Source organism: Desulfobulbus sp. (assembly GCF_030824455.1).
GTDB lineage: Bacteria > Desulfobacterota > Desulfobulbia > Desulfobulbales > Desulfobulbaceae > Desulfobulbus.
The window spans coordinates 14908-39092 of record NZ_JAVBXR010000008.1 but is presented as its reverse complement, the minus strand read 5'-3'; the positions used below and the strand labels follow the sequence as shown (position 1 = coordinate 39092).

Here is a 24185-nt window from a genome sequence, read left to right as displayed (position 1 = left end):
CATGAAATTCACCGATCTCTTTGTCCATCGGCCGGTTCTGGCCATTGTCGCCAGTCTGCTGATCATCATTGCCGGGCTCCAGGCCATCGGCTCGCTCAATGTGCGCCAGTATCCGAAGAGCGACAACGCCGTGGTCACCGTGACCACGGTCTACACCGGGGCCAGCGCCGAACTGGTGCGCGGTTTCATCACCACCCCGCTGGAGCGGGCCATCGCCGCCGCCGACGGCATCGACTACCTCCAGTCGCAGAGCGCCCAGGGCGTTTCGACCATCAGCGCCCGCCTGCGCCTCAACTACGACCCGATCAAGGCGCTGTCCGAAATCAGTTCCAAGGTCGATCAGGTGCGCGGCGACCTGCCGCCTGAGGCCGAAATCCCGATCATCAACGTCGAATCGGCGGATTCCGAGTTCGCCTCGGCCTACCTCAGCTTCACCTCCGACGAGCTGCAGCAGAACGAAATCACCGATTACCTGGTGCGCGTGGTCCAGCCCCGGCTTTCGGCGCTGGCAGGCGTGCAGCGCGCCGACGTCCTGGGCGGCCGCACCTTTGCGATGCGCATCTGGCTCGATCCGGCCCGCATGGCCGCCTTCAACGTCAGCCCGGCGCAGGTGCGTCAGGCGCTGTCCGCCAACAACGTTCTGGCCGCTGTCGGCAAAACCAAGGGTTCGCTGGTTCAGGTCAACCTTACCGCCAACACCGACATGCGTTCGGTGGAGGATTTCAAGCGCTTGGTCATCCGCGAAGACAAAGGGGCCCTGGTGCGCATTCAGGACATTGGCCAGGTGGTGCTCGGCGCCGAGGATTACGACACCGAGGTCCGGTTATCCGGCCAGACCGCGGTGTTCATGGGCATCTGGCCCCTGCCCAACGCCAACTCGCTCGACGTGATCAAACGGGTGCGGGCGGAAATGATTACCATCGACAAGCAACTGCCCAACGGATTGTCGGCGCGCATCGCCTACGACGGCACCGACTACATCGAAAACGCGATCAAAGAGGTGGTCAAGACCCTGAGCGAGACGCTGTTGATCGTGGTGATCATCATCTTCCTCTTCCTTGGCTCGATGCGCTCGGCAATCATCCCGGTGGTAACCATCCCCCTGTCCTTGATCGGGGCGATGTTTCTCATGCAGGTCTTCGGCTTCACCATCAACCTGCTGACGCTGTTGGCCATCGTGCTTTCCGTGGGTCTGGTGGTCGACGACGCCATTGTCGTGGTCGAAAACGTCGAGCGCCATCTCAGCGAGGGCAAGACCCCCCTCGACGCCGCCCTGCTCAGCGGTCGCGAACTGGTCAGCCCGATCATCTCCATGACCATCACCCTGGCGGCCGTCTACATGCCCATCGGCCTCCAGGGCGGCCTGACCGGATCGCTGTTCCGCGAATTCGCCTTTACCCTGGCCGGCGCAGTGACCATCTCCGGTGTTGTGGCCCTGACGCTGTCGCCGATGATGTCCTCAAAGCTGCTTAGGGCGGGCATGACCGAGCACGGTTTCGCCGGCAAGATTGAGCGCGATTTCAAACGACTGCGCGCCGCCTACGGTCGTCGCCTGGAAATGACCCTCCGCCACCGACCGGCGATCTATATGATTTGGATTGTCCTTGGTCTGCTGGCTGTGCCCCTGTTCACGATGTCGGCCAAGGAGCTCGCCCCCACCGAGGACCAGGGCATCATTTTCGGCATCATCGAATCGGCGGCCAACTCGACCCTGGACCAGAACAGCCTGTACACAGCCGCGGTCAACAAGGCCTTTCTCAGCGTGCCGGAAACCAATTTCGTTTTTCAGCTCACCCAGCCCGATTCCGGCTTCAGCGGCATGGTGGTCAAGCCTTGGCAGGAGCGCAAACGGACCATCTTTGAAATCATGCCCGAGGTGGCGATGAAGGTGCACGGCGTTACGGGAATCCGCGTGCTGCCGGTGACGCCACCGGCTCTGCCCGGCGGCGGCCAGTTTCCGGTGGAGTTTGTGATTGCCTCGACCGCCGAACTTGATCAGATTCTTGAATTCGCCAAGAAAATTCAGTTAGCCGCCACCCAGAGCAAGATGTTCGCCTTTCCGCCGCTGATCGACGTCAAGATCGACCAGCCCCAGTCGGAAATTGTGATTGATCGCGACAAAGTGGCCGATATGGGCCTCAACCTGCAGCAGGTGGGCGGCGACCTAGCGGCGATGATGGGCGGCAACTACGTCAACCGCTTCAACATTGCCGGCCGCAGCTACAAGGTGACGCCGCAGATTATGCGGGTCGACCGGCTCAATCCGAACCAACTGAACCAGATCCACATCACCGGCCCGGATGGTCAGCTGGTGCCGCTGAGCACCATCGCCACCCTCAAAAACACCACCGAGGCCCGCTCGCTCAACCGTTTCCAGCAGTTGAACGCGGTCACCATCAGCGCCTACCCGGTGCGTCCCCTGGAGGAGGCGCTGCGGTTTCTCGAGGACGAGGCGGCCAAGATCCTGCCCCAGGGCTATACGCTGGATTACACCGGCGAGTCGCGGCAGCTGCGGGTTGAGGGCAACACCTTTGTCCAGGCCTTTGGGCTGGCGATTGTGCTGATTTTCCTGGTGCTCGCAGCCCAGTTCAACAGCTTCCGCGATCCCTTTGTCATCCTCGCCGGTTCGGTGCCCCTGGCCATGTTCGGCGCCCTGATCTTCACCTTCCTCAAGATGCCGGACCCGAACGTCCCCTTCTGGACCAAGGGCTGGACCACCACCCTCAACATCTATTCCCAGGTGGGGCTGGTGACCCTGGTGGGACTGGTGTCGAAAAACGGCATATTGATTGTCGAGTTCGCCAATAAGCTACAGGAGCAGGGGCTCAGCAAACACGCCGCCATTCTCGAGGCCTCGATGACCCGCCTGCGGCCGATTCTGATGACCACCGGGGCCACCATCGCCGGTCACTTTCCCCTGACCCTGGTCACCGGGGCCGGCGCGGCGGCCCGGAATTCGATTGGTTTGGTGCTGGTGGGCGGCATGGCGATTGGCTCGCTGTTCACCCTGTTTGTCATTCCTTCGATTTACATGCTGGTCGCCAAGGATCACTCGAAGGAGAAGAGCGTGCTGGACAAAGGCGAGGTGGTTGAACCGTAACCTGGGTGAAAGGGCTGCATCCGGGCTACGGACTTCATCGGATCCCGCAGACAGTGCGGAGCCGGGGCACCGGAACTAGAGACGCAAGGGTAACTCGTGGGATTTACACTCGATAAGGTTGTACCGTGGGGGAGGTCGTATGACGAATACCTCCGCATGTTTGACCTCACCGAGGCCGAACTTGGGCTTCGCCTTCTTGGTTGCGGCGACGGTCCCGCAGCGTTCAATGCGACGCTGACCCAACGCGGCGGCAAGATCATCTCGGTCGATCCGGTGTATGCCTTTGATGCAGACCAGATCCGGGGCCGCATCTCCGAAACCTATGCAACGGTGATGGCGCAAATGCGCCAAAACCAGAGCGACTACGTTTGGGGAGTCATTCCATCGGTAGAACAGCTCGGCAGCCTTCGTCTGGCGGCGATGGAAACCTTTCTCTCTGATTTTCACGCAGGCAAACAGCAGGGGCGATACATCCCTGGGGAACTGCCGACGTTGCCTTTTGCACAAGGCGCATTCGACATCGCCTTGTCGTCTCATTTTTTGTTTTTGTACAGCGCCCATTTGTCGGCCGAATTTCATGTGCAAGCGCTGCAAGAAATGTTGCGCGTCTCGCGCGAGGTGCGCGTGTTTCCGCTCCTTACACTCGCAGGCGCGCCATCGCCCCACCTGCCGTTCGTGCAGCAACATCTTTCGAAAAACGGCATCATTGGAGAAACCAAACGCGTGCCGTACGAGTTTCAACGAGGCGGCAACGCCATGCTGGTCATCAAATCTGTCCACGCCTGAGAGCAGGCCGCGCCGCTGAGTCGCCTCCTGTTGCCGAGGGTCTGCATGGCCCGGTTGACCGCCACCTTTCGCCTGCGTCAGTTCATCGTTGTCGCAACATGGTTATGCCAGGGTTGTTTTCGCGACGATTTGCGCTATGATGAATGCCATGAAGAAACACAGCAAAGGAGGGAGTTCCATGCTTGATTACAGCCAGAGAATCGCAGCGCTTCTTTTTGTGATTGTTTTCACCGTTGTTTTTTGTGGTGCGCCTGCGTCTGCCCAGGAATCAACCGCAAAGGCTCAAGCTGATTCGGACTCTATGGCGGCCGACATTGCGCTCGCGCGACCGGTCGGGACCGTGGCGACTGTGGCCGGGTTTGCGCTCTTTGTGATTTCCTCGCCGTTTTCAGCCCTTGGCGGCAACACCAAGGAGGCCTGGGAAACCCTGGTGGTCCCGCCGGCGGCCTATACCTTTAAACGGCCTCTGGGGCATTTCGAGGGTGAAACCACTCAAGGCCAGAAACAACAGTAAAGCCTGAAATGCCGGCCATGCGCCAGTCGCCGGCGATCCTGTCCGGGATTGCGTTGCTCTCCATCCCTTGATCAGACCTCCGCGATTTTCTCGCAGCGGTCATCTGTTGAACAACGACATCTTTGCGTTGCCGGACCGTTTTTCCTTCATTCCTGCATGGTTGCAAGGTGACACACCATCTTGAACGCAACTGCGAATAAGTCGTCAGCAATCAAAGGAGGTCGGACGCATGGCGCCGCGAAATGAAGGCAAAGGCAGGCCCGCCCGGAAACCGGTATTCGTCGTCCCCTGCTGGCCGCGTCTTGCCTTGCTGACGGTGGTTGTGCTGCTGGCCGGATGCGCCGGGCGCTCAACGGACTCGGTTCCGCAACAGCAAACGGTCGTTGCCCAACTCGATTCGTCCACCCCGATGATGTCGATGCTGTCAAGCATGGCCCCGGCCTTTGTCCTGCGCGAGAGCCAGGAACCCCACAACCGGATAGGTCGAGTGCAAGCCTTGGGAACCAAGGAAAACGAAACCCTTGTGGTTGATCCTGAACATCCGGTCGTCTACGCCGAAGCCCGGCCCTTTGCCACCGAAAAAGGCAGCTACACCAACCTCGTCTACCGGATTCATTTCCCGGAACTGCCGTACAGCCTGATTCCGTTTCATCTCAGCGCCGGCAAACATGTGGGGCTGTTGGTCATTCTCACCCTGGACGCAGAGCAGCGGGTGCTGCTGGCGACCATGGCGCAAACCTGCGGCTGCTATGCGGTGAGCGTTCCCACCCAGTCGCTGCCGGCGGCTCTGTATCCCGATGATTGGCCTCAAGCCCCGCTTGCCGTCTACGGCGAACGGCTGCCGGCGGTGTTGCCGTCGCTCCAGGCAACCGACGTCCTCCAGGTGGTGATTCGGGAGGACGTCCACCGGATTATGGACCTCCAGATTGTTGCCAAGAGTTCGTTGCCGCCGGAAACAGTGCTGGAAGCCGAGATGCGGGAATTGACCGCATTGAAACGACTGCCGCTGGCGGATGGCAGCCAGACCAGCTGGTACTACAGCGACTGGCCGCTGGCAGGGCACGTCAAGGGGGCAATCAAGCCCTGGGAATCGCTCTTGCTCAGCCTGATCAGCCTGGATTTCTTCGTCGGCATGGACAAGGAATACGGCGACGCCAAGGAGAGCGGCAATCCCTTCTACACCAGCCTGAAACCCTGGAACAGGTCCGCCTCGGACATGAACGATTTTGCCGGGTATCTGCGCTTTAACGGGTGGAAATTATGAGTGTGCAGGGGTTGGGATCAAAGACGCGGAAGCGATGCTCTGCCTGTCTGCCGGCCTTGATGGGCCTGTTGTTGATTGCATCGCTGTCGTTTGCCGAGACGATTCTGCTCGACGAGCATTTTGCGTCCCTGGAGCGCTGGCAACCCCTCCATTTCCCCAAGATCGCCCGCCATTCCACCTACACGGTTGATAGCTGCGAAACCGGCCCCTGTCTGCTGATGGAGAGCAACAATTCGGCCTCGGGCCTGGTGCTCAAGCAAACCTTCAATGTCTATGAGCATTCTCAATTGGCGTGGCGCTGGAAAGTGAGCAACGTCTACCGCAAGGGCGACAGCGGCAGCAAGGAGGGCGACGATTACCCGGCCCGGCTCTACGTGATGTTCGCCTATGAGCCCGACCAGGCGTCGTTGGCAAAAAAGCTGAAATATCAGCTGGCCAAGACAGTGTACGGGCAGTACCCGCCGGACAGCACCATCAGTTACATCTGGGACAACCGGGTCACAGACAAGCCGTTCATCGTCAGCGCCTACGCCGACGAGGCCCGGATGATTCCGGTCAGCGCGGGTTCCAGCGCGGTCAACACCTGGCGGGAGTACACCGTGGACATTGTCCGCGACTATCGCCTGGCCTTTGGCCGCAATCCGCCGCCCGTGGCCAGTCTGGCGGTGATGAACGACTCCGACAACACCCGCGAGTCGGCCCGCGCCTGGATTCAATTCATCCGCCTTTCCAGCCGCCCCTAGCCGCGGTAGCCGGCTTACGCCACGCCTTTTCCTCGCAAAAATCCTGCGCACCGCTTGCCGGTTTTTTTCATAATGTGCTCCACCAGCCAATCATTGAGCAACTGGAGCAACGGCATGTCCAGTTTCAAATCGCTTGCTTTGAATTTTCGCTGAAATGCAACCACCTGCGCCACGCGATGTTTGTGGTCGTTTGTCTGCGGAAGTTCTCCGAGGTGGTCATGCCGGGGAATAATTCTGTTTCCAAATCAAGCGAAGCATGATGCGCAGAGCAAAACCTCGTCGACGAAGGTGTGTCATCTCGACCGCAGGGAGAGATCTCAGGACGTTGCGAGATTTCTCCTCGCTGTGCTCGTCGAAATTGACAAGCAGACACGCATCACTTTTGAAATAGCAATGGAATAATTCCATTGCTGAATCAAAAGAGGCATGATGCACACCGCAAAATCTTGTCGAAAGGACGCACTCCCCAACCCGTAGCCTGGATGCAGTGCAACGGAATCCGGGAACACCTCACATCAAACCCCGGATTCCGCATGCTACATCCAGGCTACGGTTGCCGGAGGTCTCCCCCCGCTTCGATCCGGCTTGCTTGACCGGGTAAAGCCGATTAATCAGGATCACCCGTTGCCGGCGCCACGGCTACCCGGAGTGATCTTGTCGGCCGCGCCGCTGTCGCCCAGCTTGAAGCGGCTGGTTTCCTCCTGTAGCTCGTTGATCACGGCGGTGAACAACTGACTGCCCACCTCGACCCGGACGCTGCACTGGCGGGAATTGTGAATCAGCCGGGACACCTCGGTGATGTCGTGGGCGATCTCGCCGGCCACCTGCGAACTGCGGCCGACGTTGCCGTTGACCTCGTCGATGCCCCGGGCCGCCTCGGTGATGTTGCGGGTGATTTCCGTGGTGGTGGCGTTCTGGATCTCGATGGCTTGGGCAATCGACGACACCAGGCTGTTGACGTCGTTGATGACCTTGGTGATGCGGCTGATTTCGTCGACCGTGTCGTCGGTGGACTGCTGAATGGAGGCGATTTTGGCCTTGATTTCGCCGGTGGCCTGGGCGGTCTGCTTGGCCAGTTCCTTGATTTCGTTGGCCACCACCGCAAACCCCTTGCCCGCCTCGCCGGCGCGGGCCGCCTCAATGGTGGCGTTGAGCGCCAGCAGGTTGGTCTGCTCGGAGATGTCGGTGATCACCTCGGTGACCTTGGAAATTTCGTGGGCCGCCAGCCCCAGGGTGTTGACCTTGGCCGAGGAGCTGTGCGCCGCGGCCACGGCCTCCCGGGTGATTTCGTTCGCCTTTTCGGTGTCGGTGCTGATGCGGTTGATGGCGGCGGTCATCTCTTCCAGGGCGGCCGCCACGATATTGACGTTTCTCGCCGCCTGGCCGCTGGCCATGGCCACGGTGTTCATGTTGACGCTGAGCTCTTCGGTGGCTGCGGCCACGGTCGATGATTTGGCGGCCGACAGTTCGGCGTCGCGGGACATTTCGCCGGCAGCGGTGTGGAGATCGCTGCTGGTGTCGGCCATACGTCCGCTCTGGGAGAGCAGCGCGCCGATCAATTGCTGCAGTTGCCCCACCATCTCCCGCAACGAATCCTGCAGGCTGTTCCCCCGGTCGCCGGCCGCCTGGGGCGGAAACCGGATGTCGAGGTCGCCCTGGGCAATGCGCCCGGCCATGGCGGCCATGGCCGAAGGTTCGCCGCCGAGAATGCGAAGAATGGCGCCGGCGTTGAGGGTCAGAATCAAAAGGATCAGGGCAAAGCACACCACCGATCCCGCCAGGAAGACAAGTTTGATTCGGGCCGTCATCTGGCTGCTTGAGGCGCTGAAATCGGCGATGATCTTGCCTGAGGCTTCCCTGGTGTGGCGTTCGATTTCGCTGATCGAGGTTCCCAGGGCGGCGACGATGGCCGTTGATTCGCCGGCCAGCACCTTGTCGATGGCCGCTTCGTTTTGATCAATCAGCCGGTTGAAATGGGTGGTCAGGAGGTGTTCTTCCTCTTTGATTTTGCCGGGATCAACCGCCAGGTAGACGTAGCCGTCCGGTTCGTCCTCGTTGCCGACAGGATGGCTGACCACCAGAAATGCCTTGTCGCTCATCATGGCCTTGACGATTTCCAGAGGGGCGCGACCCGTGGTTTTGAGGAGCGTTTGCAGGCCCGGGTGGTTTTCGTTGAGATAGGTGGCCAGGGGGGTGCGCGAGCCGTCGAGGAAAAAAACAAGGAGGATGTCCGGGTTTTCTCTGGCGGTGCGGGCGTAACCGCTGAGCGTCGACGAATCGCGGGCACGCACGGCGGGAAGCGCCACTTGGCCAAGCAATTGGGCATGGGCGGCGGCCGAGTTCTCGTAGGCCTTGCGCATCCGCCAAAGCACCGATTCTCCGGCTTTGAGCATGGCGTCGCGGGAAGAACCGCCCAGTTCGCCGCGCACCGACTCCTTCATTATCTGCATCCGGGTTTCCAATTGGCTGGACAGCCCGGTCAGGTCGCGGGTAATTTTCTCGCCGGTGGTGTGGAAGGCCTGGTCAATCAAGGCGTTCAGCTGGGCGGCGCCGCGATTTTGCGAGACGATGATAAAACCAACAGCGATGAGCATTGTCGCCACCAGGGCAGCGGCCACCGGCACGATCAGAGCAAGGCGTAAATTATTGGCAAAAAATTTGATCGACATGTGGCCCCCTGGCGGAATATCACAAGAAGTATTTCTTTAAAACTCTATCACAAAGTCAAGCCGGAAAACAAGCGCCGCACAGCGTATCCTTGCCGGCCAAGGCCTTGCCGGAAAATGAGAGAGCCAAAGGGTGCTAAAGCTCGCATAGGATTCCTAAGGGCTCTCAAGAACTCCAAGCAGGCGGTGTGTTTCGGGAAAAAGTGAGATAAATGTAGCTGTTGGATTGCAAAAAGGCTTCCTTTTGTCGACAATGACAGCGTGTGACGCAAACCGGGGAGGACTGCGATGGGCGAGGGGGCGAAACCGGCGCAATCGAACGCCAACGGACCATGGGGCGGACAGGCTCGGACGCGCCGAAGCCGGTGGCGGCGGCTGGGGGCATGATTCTGGCGGCTGTTCTGGCCGGATTCTGGTCGCTGCGCAGTGGTTCCGAGGACGCTGCCGCCCGCATTGCCCGCACCGGCGTGGTCCGCACCGGCTACGCGGTCGAACCGCCCTTTGCCTTCGTGGACGCCCAGGGCCGGGTGACCGGCGAGTCGCCCGAGGTGGCCCGGGTCATCTGGCTCCGGTTGGGTGTGGAGCGGATCGAATGGATGCAGGTCGATTGTGGCTCGTTGATTCCCCATCTTCGCGCCGGCCGCATCAACCAGATTGCCAGCGGCCTGGCGGACGGCTTGGCCCTTTCGTCGCCAAGCATCCAACAGCTGGCTGATCAGCACGCCGACATGGAACGGGCCGTGCCGTTTCACAACGCCACCCTGACGCCGGGTTGCGGCGCTTTTGCCTTCAGGCCGGCGGACCAGTCCCTTCGGGATCGTTTCAACCCCGAGCTGCGCGGCTTCATCGGCGGCAGGGCCCACCTGGAGCTGATCGAGCCCTTAGGCTGTACCCGAGAGAGCCTGCCTGGACCGACAGCTGCAACCAACAAGGAGAAAACGCCATGACCTCTTCTGTGCCGCCTTCCCCGTTGATCGCCAAAACGCGGACACTGCGCAGCGAGCGGGCGATGGTCGTGATCGGCGTCATTGCCGTGGTCTCTTCAATGATGCTTTGGTGGGCCAACAACCTCTATCGCTCCTCCTACCCCAATCATGTCGCGCTGTCAGACAACCTGCAGCAGGCGCGTCGTTTCATCGCCCAGGCCATTATTTTTCAAGGCAAGCATCTGGCCGGCGAGCCGGTGACCGCCGGGGAGGCGCTGGCCGCCCTCGACAATGCCGCCCTCAAGGTTCAGGATTGCCTGGATGGCCGCAGCGCCCTGCAGGGGGTAGCCGCCGCGCCGCCGACGGGGCAGATGCTTGTTTTGCTCCAATCCTACCGGGAGGGGCTGGCCCGGCTTGACCGCACCGTGCGCAACCTGCTGGTCGCCAAAGAAAATGTCGAGGCGCTGCGCATTCAACAACTCAAGGAATTTCACGAAACCGAGCACATTGCCGACGCCGTCGAGACCGAGCAAGCGCTGCAATTGGCTGCGGTTATTGTCCGCCAGCAGCGGGAGCAGCGGGTGGGTTGGGCCTGCTGGCTCGTTTTTCTTCTCGGCTCTTTTTTTCTGCTGCTGCGTGCGACAAGAATTGAGGCTGCCCAGACGCAGCAGGAGCAGCTGATGCACGCCCTTTTGGAATCCACCACCGACGCGGTGTTTGTCAAAGATCGGGCCGGGCGCTATTTGCTGTGCAATGAGGCGGCCCAACGGGTGATCGGCAAGACCGCGAGCGAATTGATCGGGCGAACGGACCAGGACGCGTTTCCGGCTGAGATCGCCGAGCAGTTGATGGCCAGGGACCGGGAGATCATGGAATCCGGGACGGTGAGCAATCACGAGGAACAAATCGTCACCTTGAGCGGCGAGTCCCTGGTTTTTCTGGTGGCCAAGGGCGTCATTCGCGACCGGGAGGGCCAGGTGACCGGCCTATACGGCATTTCTCGCGATGTGACCAAGGAGCGTCGTGACCAGGAGCAATTGCAACGGCATCGGGTGCTGCTGCAGCGAACCAGCCGGCTGGCCAAGGTCGGCGGGTGGGAATTTGATCCGCACACCGGCCTTGGTTCCTGGACCGAAGAGTGCGCCCGCATTCACGATCTGGAGCCGACGGCCTCCATGAGCGTGGAGCAGGGCTTGTCGTACTATCACGGCGAGCACCGGGTCGCGATTGAACAAGCGGTTCGGGACGCCGTCGAGCTGGGCCGTCCGTACAACCTGGAGTTGGAGCTGATTTCGGCCAAGGGGGTGTGCAAATGGGTGCGCACCCAATGCGAGCCCCTCATGGACGAGGAGGGCCGGGTGCGCTACGTGTACGGGGATCTGCAGGACATCACCGAGCGCAAGGAGGCGGAAGCCTCGTTGCAACGGAGCGATTTGGCCTTGCGCGAGGCGCAGCGCCTCGCCGAAATCGGCAGCTGGCAATGGGACGTCGCCTCCGGGCAGCACACCTGGTCCGACGAGGTGTATCGGATTTACGGTCGGGATCAAAGCCTGCCGCCGGCTGAATACCCCGAGGTGCGGCAGTATTTCACTCTGGAGAGTTGGCGGGGGCTCAGCGAGGAGGTGGAACGCTGCCTGCGGCAAGGGGGCGCCTATGTCTATGACGCCGAGGTTGTTCGGCCGGACGGCGGCCGCCGCTGGATCACGGTGCGCGGAGAGGCGGTGCGCGGCGAGAACGGCGCGGTCGAATGTCTGCGGGGCACATTCCAGGACATCACCGAGCGCAAGCAAATGGAGGAAACCCTGCGCGCTTCCGAGGTGCGGTATCGCACCCTTTTTGAGCAGTCGATGGACGCCATTGCCATTATGGATGGATTCCCGCCGCAAATCCGCTATGTCAACCCGGCGTTTGTGGAGTTGTTTGGCTACACCGAGATTGAAATGCGGGCCATGGGAGGAGGAGACGTCTGGCGGCTGGTCCATCCCGAAGATCTGGCCATGGTGCAGGAGCGGGTGCGAGAGCGCATGGATGGCAGAGTCTCGGCGCTTCGTTACGAATTTCGGATTGTGCGCAAAGACGGCAAAATTCGTTGGGTGGAAGCCACCGGCATCCGTGCGGATCGCGGCGGTCAGGCGGTCAGGCGGTCAATCAGGCCATCTATCGCGACATCACGCCCCGGAAAAAGGCGGAGGAGGAGCAGGAAAAACTGCTTGCCCAATTAATGCAGGCGCAAAAGATGGAATCCGTTGGCCGACTGGCCGGCGGCGTGGCGCACGATTTTAACAACATGCTGAGCGTGATTCTGGGCCTTGCTGATTTTATCGAAGAGCAACTGGAGCCGAATTCGCCGATGCGCGGCGACCTCCAGGAAATCAAGAAGGCTGGGCAGCGGTCGGTGGAACTGACCCGGCAACTGCTCGCCTTTGCCCGCAAACAGACGGTCTCGCCGAAGGTGCTCAACATCAACGCCACGGTCGAGGGATTGCTCAAAATGTTGCGGCGATTGATCGGCGAGGACATCGCCCTGGTCTGGGCGCCGGCGGCGGCGTTGTGGTCGGTGCGGATCGACCCGACCCAGGTCGACCAGATCCTGGCCAATCTCTGCGTCAACGCCCGCGACGCCATTGGCGGCACAGGAAAATTAACCATCGAAACCGGCAATGTGACGCTTGACGCGGAGTATTGCGCCGAACATCTGGAGTATGTTCCCGGCGAATATGTCCTGCTCGCGGTCAGCGACGACGGCTGCGGCATGGACGAGGATATTCTCGCCAAGATATTTGAGCCGTTTTTCACCACCAAAGGCATGGGCGAAAGCACCGGGCTGGGGTTGTCGACGGTATACGGCATTGTGCGGCAAAACAACGGGTTTATCAACGTGTACAGCGAGCCCGGCCAGGGAACGACCTTGAAAATTTATTTGCCGCGTCACGGCGGCCAGGCCCTGGAGGAACTGTCGGAGAGCGTCCCGGCGGCGGACGGCGCTGGCCGGATCATTTTGCTGGTGGAGGATGAGACCGCGCTGCTGCAGTTGAACCAGCGGATGCTGACCAGTCTGGGCTATACGGTGTTGGCGGCGTCAACCCCGGGCGAGGCCATCCGGCTGGCGCGGGAGAGCCAGGGGCGGATCGATCTCCTGCTGACCGACGTGGTTATGCCGGAGATGAACGGTCGCGAACTGGCCGCCAAGCTGCACAGCTTTTTGCCGACCATGAAGCAGGTGTTCATGTCGGGCTACACCGCCAACGTCATCGCCCATCACGGCGTACTTGACGAGGGCGTTTATTTCCTGCAAAAGCCCTTTTTGAAGAAAGATCTGGCGGCGAAAATTAACGCCGCCCTGGCCCAACCGCCTCAGGATCCGGCGGCGTGAGCAGTGACGCCCTGCTTGAGCAGGAGCAGGCAGGCGGCGCCGTCTTCCTTCATCTGGCCCGCCTCCTGCCCCGCCTGTTCCCCGGTTCCCCAAAACACGTCGATCCGGCCCGGTCCCACCAGGGCTGAGCCCGTGTCCTGCACCGTGACCAACCGTCGCATCGCCCGCCACTCAATCACTTGCCCTTGCTGCATCACCGGCCTCCGGCTGTCGAGAAAGATCAGCGATCCCGGCGGATACCAGCGTTGATCGGCGGCGACCGAGCGTCCGGCGGTCAGTTTCTGGCCGAGGCTGCCGACGGCCGGGCCCGGCTTGCTCCAATGAAAGAAGATGTACGAATCGTTGGAGCGGAGGATCTGGTCGCGTTCCTCGGGGTGCTGTTCGATGTAGCGCCGGATGCTGTCCATGGTGACGTCGGCAAGCGCCATCCGGCCCGTGTCGACCAGGTATTTGCCGATGCTGCGGTAGGCGCGTCCATTGCTCTGGGCGTAATGGACCCCGCGAACCGAGCCGTCGGCGAGTTGGATCACGCCTGAACCCTGGACGTGGAGGACAAAGGCGTCGAAGGGATCGCGCAGCCACACCAGTTCGGCGCCGCGCAACAACTCTCCCTGTTCGATCTCGCCCCGCGTCCAGTAGGGCGCAAGCCGTCCTTTTTCTGTGCGCCCGATGACCGGTTTTTTCTCCTTCCCGGTTTTGACCATTAGGTCGTCTGGAATCCGGTGCAGGGGGTAGAGGTAGGGCGGTTGCCGGTGCAGACTTCCCGGAAAAATGGGCTGATAATAGCCGGTGATCAGCATCCGCTCTGTGGGCGAATTCGGTTGGCCGTGGAGTTGCACCACGTCGTAGTCGCGCCGGATCTGCTGGTCGAGCGCTTCCGGGTCGGGACGGGCATGGAGCAGGGTGCGCAGATGGAGGGCGGAGTCGATCAGGCGCTGCACCGGCACAGCCCTACCGGCAACGTCGTAACGGGTGGCGGGCGGCAGCGCGCGGAGGTAGGCAAGGCTGGCGGCCAGGGCGGGCTCCAGGTCGCGCAGTTCCAGATCGTCTGCAAACGCAGGGGCCAGGTCGGGGGAGCGGTCTGTCGCCGGAGTCGCCTGGACCGCGATTGCCAGCAACAGGACAAAGAGTGCGGCGATGCCGGCGCATAGCCGACCTTTTTGCCGCCTCACGTCCTCAGCCTCAAACGCGGAGGACGGCCTAGCGGGCCAGGGCCTCGGCCAATTCGGCGACGGCCATGGCGTAGCGGTTGGAATGGTTCCATTCGGTGACGGCTTGGAAGTTCGGATAACCGGCCACATAGCGTTTTTCGTAGGGGCCGCCGGGCTCCAGTTCCAGGCCAACGATGGTCACCGGACGATCCTGCGGCGAGGCTGGCAGTGCGAGTTGCTGCGCTTTTCGCACCAGTTCCAGCGCCACCCGTTCCTTGCGGCCCTTCTGTTCCGCCGCCGCCAGCAGCGGATCGTTGAGGGTGAAGCCGATGTCCTGGTACACCGGGGCGTCCAGGGTCCACTTGCACCGCTTGAGGTAATTGGCGATCGAGGCCAGCACGTCTGGAACCGAATTCCAGACGTCGCGCCTAGCGTCGCCGTCGAAACTGACCGCATACTCGCGGTACGATGAAGGGATGAACTGGGTCTGGCCAAAGGCCGCCGCATAGGAACCCATGACGCCGTGGGGATCCCGGCCGCTTTCCCGGCAGAGCAGCAGGAAATCGATCAGCTGTTTGCGGAAAAAATCGGAGCGCCGGGGGTAGGCGTCGAACAGGGTGTTGAGCGTCTGCAGGGCGTCGTAAGCCCCCTGACGGGTTCCGTAACGGGTTTCCACCCCCCAGATGGCCACCACCACCTCCCGGTCGACGCCAAAGTTCGCTTCGATCCGGTCAAGCAGCGCCTTGTGCCGCTGCAATTGCTCTTTGCCGTCGCGGATGTTGTCCGGGGTGACGAACATCGGCGCATATCGGTAGTAGGGCTTTGCCTCCCACTGTTTGTCCATCAGCACCAATACCTTCTGATTGATGGTCTGGCCCTGGAAAATGGATTGCAGTTCGTTGGCGCTGAATTGATGTTTTTGGGTCAATTCGGCGAAGAGGCGGCGGTATTTCTCTTGCTGCAGATCAATCGTCTGGCCGTCCTGCACCAGATCTGCGGCCAAGGGCGGGTCAGCCGCCAACCCCTGCGCAGGCCAATGCGTCAAGGTCAGCAGCATGGCGGCGGCAAGACAGACGGCAATTCGGGGGAACAAGCATCGGCTGGTCGGCTGGTCAGTCATGGGGAGCGCCTGGGGGATTATTGGAAAGAGTGGGCGGCAAAGGCGGCGAGAAAGGCATCCAACTCCTGCTCGGGCAGGTTGTTGACGCCGGCCGCGGCAGCCCGTCCGCCGCCGGTTGCGAACTGGCGACAGAGCGTGTCGGCCCCCTGGCGGGTGGTCAGAGGCGCGCGGACACTGATCAGGAAACCGCCGTCGGCGTGAGGCAGCAGGGTGGCGTGGGCCAGTTCGGGCTGTTCGCGGGACAACAGGTTGGCATATACACCGACAACCCGTTTGGACCAGGCCGCTTGCGGCAGCAGAAACACCCGGCCGCCGGCAAAGGTTGTGTAGGGGGCGAGTCTTGCCGCCTGGGCCATGTCGTTCTCGTAGCCCTGCCGCAGTTGGGCCAGCAGGTCGGAGGCGCGGTGAAAGGCAAACGGGTCCGCATAAGCGCGCACCTCGCGAAACAGGTCGGCGGGGTGGATCAGCAGATCCGATTCGACAATCCCGTAGCCGTTGTAATTGAGGAGCCGGCCGATTTCTTTGAGCGTCTCTGTGTTGCTTTCGCTCAAACCCAGCGCGCGCGCGAGCCCGAGCGCAACCTCGTCCAGGTTGTCGCCAAAGGCCCCGGCAATGGCCCAGGGACGATATTTGCCCGCCAGCAGCTGATCTATGATGAGCGAGGTGCAGAGCTGCGGCGACGGATCAAGGTGGGTTTCCAGCGTCTCCGCCGTGGGGATGGTCCCGCTGTAATGGTGGTCGGCATAGAAGACGCGATTGCCGTCTGCCAGCAGACGCTCGAGGGCGCTCCGGTTGCGGTCAAGCGAGACGTCCAGCACGGTGATCTGACAATGAGCGACGCCAACCAGCCGATCCAGAAGGGCGATGTCGCGTTTGACGCCGGTGACAAGACGCGCTGCCGGTTGAGGCGTGTGCAGGCGGAGCTGCTGCAGGGCGCAGATGCCGTCGGCGTCGCCGTTGAATACATCAATATGGTGCATGATGTGCCCAGGTCGTCGGGGATGTGCTCCCCCTTGCTTACATGCCGGGGAGGTCAAAACCCAAGGGATTGCCAATGTTGGCAAGGCGGAAGGTGAGCATGAAGGTCTGGTCGCCGGGCGTGGAGCTGGAGGCGAGTTCCACTGACCAGCAGGGCTGGAGATAGCGCAGTTTTATCGTCTCCTCAATGGTTTCGTCGGCCTCGATCGCCCGTTCCAGGCCGTAGCCGGCGGCGAAATTGTACGGCAGCAGATACCAGGCACTGCCCTTGACCGAATTAACCTCGGTGAGTTCGTTGTAGCGGTAATCCAGGGAAAATCTGTCGCCGGCGGTGCTGTAGTAGGAGCTGTCGATGGAATGGTAGAAGGCTCCGTCGCCGTACACGTCGACGTTGGTGGTGTATTTGAAGAGCAGTCGCTCAATCGGGTACCAACCAGTCTCGGCGATCACTGGGGTCAGCGGGGTGTCGCTTTCCTCGCTGCGCAGATCATAGCCTTGTTTGATTTTGAAAAAGGCGTATTCGCGTTCAAATTCGCGGCCGTTGCGTTCGCCGGAGATGCTGAAAAAGTTATTGAAACCGTAATAGAGGGTGTTTTGTTCCTCCAGATCGTCGACAACGTCGAATCGCGGCAACAGCTCCTTGTCCGGTATCGCGGTGTAGCCGTAGGCCACGTAGGGGCGCAGGGTGTGGCTCCAGGCGTTGACGTCGCCGAAATCCGCCGTGAAGTCGCGCATCAGGGTGGTGCCGATTTCTCCGCCGAGATTATAGAGGAAACGGTTTTTCGAGTCGCTGTCCTCCCAATCCGAGGCCCCGTTGTCCTGAATCATGTAGGCGGTGTTGCGGACGCCGCCGCTGACGTAACTCTCGAGATACGGGCTCAGCGGGATGCCGGTGGTCACCGTGGGCAACAGATCGAGCCGCTGGGATCCAACCCCTTCTTCCCGCCAGAAGTTGGTGTAGTTGGCGTCCCAGGAAAAGTCGGGCCCTTTGCCTCCGGTCACCGGCACGAGTCCCGAATAAGTCAGTGAGGGCAGTTTCCAGGGCTGAGACGGATTGTCGGCGGTGTACGTCGCCTCGCTGAGGTCGTTGATCGCCTGCATTTCACCCAACAGCGATGTGCCGTCGTCCCAGGAACGCAGGGCGGCAAAGGTGTTTTCCCGGTACTGGTTTGTTTTGTCGGTAAAGCCGCGGCCAAAGATGTTGAGGAATTTTTGCTGGCTGTCGGAGAAACTGCTCGACCCTGTGTTGAATTCACGCAGGTAGTCGATGTCTGAGGCGACGTCGATGTCCAGTCGGGTGGTCCATGCGCCGATGTCCTGATCCGCCTTGCCGCGAATCCAGTAGCGGTCGGAATTGGTGTGGGTGTATTGACCATCCTGGTAATACTCGACTTCGGAAGGGTCAGACAGGGCGTCGTCGAGATAATTGCCCATGAGCATGCCCTGGCTGTCGCTGTCCAGGATGTAGCGGAACTCGGCGCCGCTCATAAAGCCGCGGTTGGCAAAATAGCGCGGGAACAGGGTGAGGTCGGCGCTGGGCGAAAGGTTGATGAAAAACGGCGTTTCCATGCTGAAGCCGTCGCGGTCGGACATGAACATGGACGGAAAAAGAAAGCCGGTTTGTCGTTTGCGTTTGGCGGGCAGCAGCATCACCGGCGAGTACAGCACCGGCACGTCTTTGATGCGAAAGGTGGCGTGCTTGAGATAGGCGTAGCCGCCGTCGGTGATTTCGGTTTCGGCGGCGGCAAAGCTCCAGGGGGCGGTCTCTCCGGGCTGCAGCTTACAGGTGACGACCCATCCGTCTTCGATGAAATAGGTGGTCTCGCCGGTCTTCTCAATAACGTCGCCCTCGAAATGGAGATCCTTTTGCTGGCGGATGACCGTGGCGTTGTTGAAGCTGCCGGTGGCCTTTTCCATATCCAGGACGCCGGAGTCCGCAGTCAGTTGATCGGCCCCGACGTCGATGAGCAGGTGCCCTTTGGCCTCCACCGTCCCCTGGGAGATGTTGTAGGCGACCCAGTCGGCCTTAATGGTGGTCACGGTTTTAATTTCAGTCTCCGGTTCGCCTGGCTTGGCTGCGGCTGCGTCGGGGGCGGGGTCGTCGCCCAACAGACCGCTCCATTGCGAAGAGGTTTTCGGAGCCCGTTTTTCCACCGGCTCTTTCTTTTCCAGAAGCACGTTGCCCTCGGCCACGATGCGCGCCGGGTTCTCGTATCGGGTCATTTTATCGGCGGTTATGTCCCATTGGCGAGCGTCGACCGACACGGCGGCAGCCGGGGTTGAATGCAGAAGCAGGCCGGCAAGAATCGGAAAAAGCAGTGCAAGGATCGGGGAGGATGGGTTGGTATGCTTCACCTCGATCAGCTCCTTTGAATAGAAGGGCGAAACAGAAGAGCGGACGCACCGGAGAAAATCGTGATTGCGTGTGAACGGCGCCTCAACTGGTTGGAGCGATTAAAGAAATGGGACAACAATAATCACTGGTAACAGGCCCGAATGTACGTGTCCACCGGATTTGTGTCAAGCGAAAAGTCGTAGATTTGCCTTGCGTCAGCGGGGAATTTGGTTTAAGTATCGGCAGTCGCAGCACCGTCTAATGACTTGATTTTCCAAAGCTTGCATCATCTATCATATTTACGCTTTTCACGGCGGCATCAACCCTTCGCAGCGCTGCATGAAATGTATCTTCGGCCCGGTGAATTCCAGGCGACTTGGCCGTTCTCTCGGCATCGATCTTTTTTCGAGTAAAATCTGCAATCTCAACTGTATATACTGCGAGGTGGGCCGCACTGCATCCCCTGTCGGCGAGCGCGGAGATTATTCCGACATCCAGGCGATTGCAACCGAGATTGACGCGGTGTGCGCCGATGCCGCGCGCATGGCGAACATTGACGTGCTTACGGTCACGGCCAAGGGCGAGCCGACCTTGCACCGCGGTTTGGGCGCGATCCTGCGGCATATAAAACAGCGGACGGAGAAACCGGTAGCGGTGTTGACCAACGGCACGACCCTGACGGACCCGGAGGTGCGCCGGGACCTGCTGGTTGCGGATTTGGTCGTTCCCTCCCTTGATGCAGCCCGTTCTGAGACGTTTCAACGGGTGGACCGGCCTGTTGCCGGGCTTGATCTGCACGAGGCCATTGCGGGGTTGACGACCTTTTCCCATCAATATGCAGGAAAACTTTGGCTGGAAATCCTTCTGGTGCAAGGCGTCAACGACGCCCCCGAGGATGTCGAGGCGTTGATAGCCGCGCTTCGGCCCATGCGGATTGACAGAATTCAACTGAACACGGTGGTTCGGCCGCCCGCCGAGGGTTTCGCCCTGCCGGTGAGCAGAGAACGATTGACTGAGATAGCCCGCTCTTTTGAGAAAGCCCTGGGATTGCCGGTTGACCTGCCTTTTGTCCCGACAACGGGCGAAACGGCGCCGACGCTGCAAGGCGACCGAGCCAACGCGCCTGCCGCAGACGACGCGGTTGTGCAGGAAATTATAGAGATGTTGCAGCGGCGGCCTTGTACCGCAGCTGATATAGATCGGACCTTCCAATTGGGCGGTCCGGATAAGATTGAGCAACTCCTTGAGCCGTTGATATGTTCAGGAGTCCTGCAGCGGCAGGATCACGGCGATCATCGCTTTTATCAACACGCTTCGTGCCTCATAGGACTCGCGACGCCTGGCTGAGCCGGCGTTGCGTCTCTGACGCGGGAAGTGCAAGTTGCTTGAAAAAAATTACCCATTAAGGATACGAATGACCGAAAACGATCAAAACGAACAAGAAAAGAAAGCGCCTCCCGTGCGAAAAGCCAAAACCGGCGCATGGTGGAAAAGCGTGCCCAAAGCGGCCGCCGCCGAGGCGGCAAAGGCTGCGCAGGCAGCGGCGGAGGCGACTGAAGCGGCGGCGTCGACTGCACCAGTTGAACTCGTCGCGCCGGCCGTCCCGGATGTAATCGAAGAGCGGCGGGAGGAGTCGCCCCCCGTGGTTTCTCCTCCTCAGCCCGATGCGTCTGCGCCTGTCGCTGATCAACCGCTTGAGGTGGTCGAGCCCGTGGTCGCGGAAAGCGTGACTGAAGAGGTCGCGACGTCTGCGGCGGCGCCAGGCGTAGCCGATGAAGCGGCCCCGGCGGTTGCCGACTCAGGGAGCGAGGAGGCGACGGAAGAACCGGCTCCGCCCAAGAAAAGGCGGCCCCGGCGCAGCGGTAAAAAACGCGCCAAACCGGTTGACGCGTCCCAGGAGGCGGAAGAATCGGCTGAGAAGGCGCGGGAAACACCCGTTGAGCCGGCTGTTGATTCGGATGGCGACGAAGACGACGATTCGGATCGGGTGGTCGACGACGGGTCGGAATTTCCCGACAAGGCGGTGGTCTACAAGCTGCTGATCAACGCCGAGGAGCCGGAAGAATGCCGGATCGCCCTGGTGGAAGACGGGCGGCTTGAATCCTTCCACGTCACCACCATTGATCGCGAGCCCACCAAAAACAATATTTATAAAGGTCGGATCGTCTCGATCGAGGCCAATCTCCAGGCCGCCTTCGTTGATATCGGCACCGGCCGCAACGGATTCCTGCCGTTCAACGAAATCCATCCCGAGTACTATCGGCAGGACGTCAACGAGCGCAATCGCAATCTGATTGCCCAGCAGCAGTGGAAAAAGCTCAAAATCGAAGAGGTGATGCAGAAGGGGCAGGAGGTGCTGGTGCAGGTGGTCAAGGAGGTCACTGGCAACAAAGGCGCCAACATGACCACCTATCTGTCTCTGCCCGGCCGCTGTTTAGTGTTGATGCCGGGCAGCGACAGCTCCGGCATCTCGCGCAAGATTGTCGGCGAGGAGCGCAGGACCAATCTGCGCGAAATCATGAGCGAGTTTGAAATCCCCGAAGGCGTCGGATACATCATTCGCACCGCCAGCGCCGAGATCACCCACGCCGCTCTGGAAAAGGATCTGCACACCCTGCTCGCCCTCTGGGAAGAGGTCAAAAAGCGCGGCCAGACCATGGACGCGCCCGCCCTGGTGTTCGAGGAGCAGGACACGGTGGTCCGTTTTCTGCGGGATCATTTCTTCGCCGACATTCAAGAGATCCTGGTCGACACCCAGGAGTCGCTGGCCAATGTCGACGCCTTTATCGACCTGCTGCCGGCCAAACAGAAAAACGTCAAGGTCCGGCTGCATCGCGGCACCAAGCCTATCTTCAACCAGTTCAACATCGAAGAGCAGATCGAATCAATCTACAAACCGCAGGTGGCCTTGCCTTCCGGCGGCTCGATTGTGATCAACCCCACCGAGGCGCTGGTGGCCATCGACGTTAACTCCGGCCGGACTTCAAAGAATTCCGATTTTGACGACACTATCTTCCTCGCCAACATGGAAGCCGCAGCGGAATTGGCCCGGCAACTCAGGTTGCGCGATCTTGGCGGACTGATCGTGGTTGATTTCATCGATATGCGGAATAAAAAGCATATTCGGGAAGTTGAGCGGCAGGTGAAGGTCAGCATGAAGCGCGACAAGGCCAAGGTCGACATCAGCAAGATTTCCCGCTTCGGCCTGATGCAGATTTCCCGGCAGAAGATGGGCGCGCCCATCGAGAAAGGCAGTTACCGGACCTGCGAATACTGTGAGGGGCGCGGCGTGGTGCGTTCGGTGGAAACTTTGGCGTTGTACCACCTGCGGCGCATTCAGACCGGCATCAGCCGTAAAAAAGTGGCCCGTGTCGAATGCCGCCTGCCGCTTGACGTCGCCCAGTATCTGCTCAATAAAAAACGGGCGGAGTTGGCTGATCTTGAAGCCAAGCACCAGGCGAAGATCGACATTATCCCCCGGGTGGAGATGAAACCGTCGGAAAATCAAATCGATTTTCTGGAAACGGAAGCGACTCGGTAGACGATTGGGATGAAGGACGGCGCTGACTTGGTATGCAAGGTTGAGAGGCAAGGCGCCGTCAAGGACATGCGGTAAGAAAAAGCTTGATTATCGATCAGGTTCAGAGTATATGAGGGGACCATTTTGCGCCTGTAGCTCAGCTGGATAGAGCGTCGGACTACGAATCCGTAGGTCGGGAGTTCGAATCTCTCCAGGCGCGCCAGTACTCAAGGGTTTAGAGAATTTCTCTAAACCCTTTTTTCTTTTCCCCGGTCTCCCCCCGGTCCGCACGCGAGATTGCTTGTTCGATAAGGGATCTTCCGGATAATAGTTTTGGCCCTTCCCATGCAAGCATCCCAATTTTCCTCAGCCCGCCTGCTCGTCACCGTCTGCGTTATCAGCTTTGGCTGCTTTTTGGGTTCTTTCATGAGGATTCCCATTGTCCCGCTCCTCGCCACCTCGTTGGGCGCGGATACGGTGCAAGTCGGGCTGGTCAACAGCGCGTTCATGGTGATGACGGGGGCGCTCTCCATCCCGTTGGGTCTCCTTTCGGATCGACTGGGCCGGCGACTGCCGTTGCTGAGCGGACTCCTCCTGCTGTCAGGCTCTTCTTTTCTGCTGTACTGGAGCCAGAGCCCGCTCCAAATGGGGTGCATCTATCTCCTGTTCGGCATGGGGCTGTCAGCGATTTCGCCAACGCTGATGTCGTATGTCGCTGACTTTACCCCTCCTGGAGCATTAGGCCACGCGTTCGGGTGGTACACCATGGCCTTGTACGGCGGCATGACCCTCGGCCCGGCAACCGGCGGCCTTCTTGGAACGGCGCTTGGGTTGCGATCGGTCTTCCTTGTTGCCGGCGTTTTGATCTTGCTGATGTTCTTCGTGGCATACTTTTTTCTCCCCACCCATTCCCGCCGCATTGAACCCACCTCAGACGTCGCCTCCACCTTGAAAAATCTGCTCAGCAACCAGTCGCTCATTGCCTGTTTGCTCGCCACCCTTGGCGGTTGCGTTGGTTTTGGCATGTTCGTTTCCTTTATGCCGCTCTACATCAAGGATTTGGGACTGAGCACAACTGCGGTGGGATTTGTATTTGCGACCCAGGCGTTAGCGAATGCCGTGTCCCGCGTTCCGGCCGGATGGTTGTATGATCATCTGTCGAACCGAACCCTCCTGGTGACGGCCGGTTCCACTGCGCTTGCCATGGCGATGGTCGCTTTCGGCTTCTGTCGTTCCCTGCCTTCTCTTTTGGCAACCGCCGCCGGCATGGGGTTCAGTATGGGGATGGCGTTTACAGTCATCTGCACCCTGATTGCCGACTCTGTGCCGAAAAAAATGAGAGGCTTGGCCATGGGGTGCTACAACACCAGCGTCTATGCCGGGATGCTGACCTGTTCGCTCGGCATGGGGGTGGTTATTCGAAAGTATGGTTTTCAGGCGGGCTTTTCTTTAACCGGAGCGGTCATGATGTGCATGCTGCTGCTGTTTAACGTCCTGTATCACCCTGCAAAGGCATAGGGCGCTTCTTTATCGGCCCCAAGAGGTGGATTTCGTGGCCAGAGTGGACCAGCAAGAAGCAGGAAATCAAAAGCAGAAAACAGCTCAAGGATAGGCGACCACGCTGGAAAGCAAATTTTCCGATCAATGATCGGGACTGCAATATGTACACACGACGAGGCAGTTGCCAAGAGAGGTTCTCTTTGGCAATT

At 60.2% G+C, this 24185-nt stretch carries 15 protein-coding genes, 1 tRNA gene and 1 pseudogene; 12 read left to right on the top strand and 5 right to left on the bottom strand.

All coding sequences use genetic code 11. The annotated features are described in order from the left end of the window. Window position 1 precedes the first annotated feature (1 nt). The 5 genes from RCH93_RS00895 to RCH93_RS00875 all read left to right on the top strand — a co-directional run bounded on the left by RCH93_RS00895 (window position 2) and on the right by RCH93_RS00875 (window position 6407). Window positions 2–3100, top strand: a complete 3099-nt coding sequence (locus RCH93_RS00895) for an efflux RND transporter permease subunit (protein ID WP_306546180.1) — start codon at window positions 2–4, stop codon at window positions 3098–3100. Window positions 3101–3256: 156 nt separating this feature from the next. Continuing rightward, complete coding sequence (locus tag RCH93_RS00890) at window positions 3257–3886, top strand: class I SAM-dependent methyltransferase (RefSeq protein WP_306546178.1); 630 nt, start codon at window positions 3257–3259, stop codon at window positions 3884–3886. 178 nt (window positions 3887–4064) lie between these two features. After that, window positions 4065–4400, top strand: coding sequence for a hypothetical protein (locus RCH93_RS00885; protein WP_306546176.1), 336 nt, complete (start codon window positions 4065–4067; stop codon window positions 4398–4400). A gap of 229 nt (window positions 4401–4629) precedes the next feature. After that, window positions 4630–5664, top strand: a complete 1035-nt coding sequence (locus tag RCH93_RS00880; RefSeq protein WP_306546174.1) for a hypothetical protein — start codon at window positions 4630–4632, stop codon at window positions 5662–5664. Between the two features lie 59 nt (window positions 5665–5723). Beyond that, on the top strand, window positions 5724–6407 hold the full coding sequence (locus RCH93_RS00875) for a DUF3047 domain-containing protein (RefSeq protein ID WP_306546172.1): 684 nt from the start codon (window positions 5724–5726) through the stop codon (window positions 6405–6407). Window positions 6408–7024: 617 nt separating this feature from the next. Here RCH93_RS00875 and RCH93_RS00870 read toward each other — a convergent pair. Continuing rightward, window positions 7025–9076: a methyl-accepting chemotaxis protein gene (locus RCH93_RS00870; protein WP_306546171.1), complete on the bottom strand. Its 2052-nt coding sequence runs from the start codon at window positions 9074–9076 to the stop codon at window positions 7025–7027. A gap of 260 nt (window positions 9077–9336) precedes the next feature. Here RCH93_RS00870 and RCH93_RS00865 point away from each other — a divergent pair, with 260 nt between their 5' ends. The 3 genes and pseudogenes from RCH93_RS00865 (at window position 9337) to RCH93_RS00855 (ending at window position 13372) form a co-directional block, all read left to right on the top strand. Further along, the gene (locus RCH93_RS00865; RefSeq protein ID WP_306546169.1) at window positions 9337–10020 is read left to right on the top strand and encodes a transporter substrate-binding domain-containing protein; all 684 of its coding nucleotides are present in this window, start codon (window positions 9337–9339) and stop codon (window positions 10018–10020) included. Then, a pseudogene (locus tag RCH93_RS00860) lies at window positions 10017–12077 on the top strand (PAS domain-containing protein); the annotation flags it as partial. The gene RCH93_RS00865 and the pseudogene RCH93_RS00860, both read left to right, overlap by 4 nt. An 11-nt stretch (window positions 12078–12088) precedes the next feature. After that, window positions 12089–13372, top strand: coding sequence for an ATP-binding protein (locus RCH93_RS00855; RefSeq protein WP_373693238.1), 1284 nt, complete (start codon window positions 12089–12091; stop codon window positions 13370–13372). Here RCH93_RS00855 and RCH93_RS00850 read toward each other — a convergent pair. Genes RCH93_RS00850 through RCH93_RS00835 form a run of 4 tightly spaced genes read right to left on the bottom strand, consistent with a single transcriptional unit; the run spans window position 13354 to window position 18976 of the window. Next, a complete protein-coding gene (locus tag RCH93_RS00850) occupies window positions 13354–14544 on the bottom strand; it encodes a murein transglycosylase A (protein ID WP_306546165.1) in 1191 nt (396 codons plus the stop codon). The two genes, RCH93_RS00855 and RCH93_RS00850, sit on opposite strands and share 19 nt — an antisense overlap. Before the next feature lie 28 nt (window positions 14545–14572). After that, complete coding sequence (locus tag RCH93_RS00845; protein ID WP_306546163.1) at window positions 14573–15643, bottom strand: lytic transglycosylase domain-containing protein; 1071 nt, start codon at window positions 15641–15643, stop codon at window positions 14573–14575. A gap of 17 nt (window positions 15644–15660) precedes the next feature. Beyond that, window positions 15661–16623, bottom strand: a complete 963-nt coding sequence (locus RCH93_RS00840) for an acetyltransferase (protein WP_306546161.1) — start codon at window positions 16621–16623, stop codon at window positions 15661–15663. A 37-nt stretch (window positions 16624–16660) separates the two neighbouring features. Next, a complete protein-coding gene (locus RCH93_RS00835) occupies window positions 16661–18976 on the bottom strand; it encodes an LPS-assembly protein LptD (protein ID WP_306546159.1) in 2316 nt (771 codons plus the stop codon). Window positions 18977–19295: 319 nt separating this feature from the next. On the opposite strand from RCH93_RS00835, the gene RCH93_RS00830 reads away from it, so the two are divergent. The 4 genes from RCH93_RS00830 (at window position 19296) to RCH93_RS00815 (ending at window position 23994) form a co-directional block, all read left to right on the top strand. Further along, complete coding sequence (locus tag RCH93_RS00830; RefSeq protein WP_306546157.1) at window positions 19296–20303, top strand: radical SAM protein; 1008 nt, start codon at window positions 19296–19298, stop codon at window positions 20301–20303. Window positions 20304–20370: 67 nt separating this feature from the next. After that, entirely contained in the window at window positions 20371–22497 is a 2127-nt protein-coding gene (locus RCH93_RS00825; protein WP_306546155.1) for an Rne/Rng family ribonuclease, read from the top strand. A 125-nt stretch (window positions 22498–22622) separates the two neighbouring features. Further along, a tRNA-Arg gene (locus tag RCH93_RS00820) sits at window positions 22623–22699 on the top strand. A gap of 122 nt (window positions 22700–22821) precedes the next feature. Continuing rightward, complete coding sequence (locus tag RCH93_RS00815; RefSeq protein ID WP_306546153.1) at window positions 22822–23994, top strand: MFS transporter; 1173 nt, start codon at window positions 22822–22824, stop codon at window positions 23992–23994. The last annotated feature ends 191 nt before the right edge of the window (window positions 23995–24185 follow it).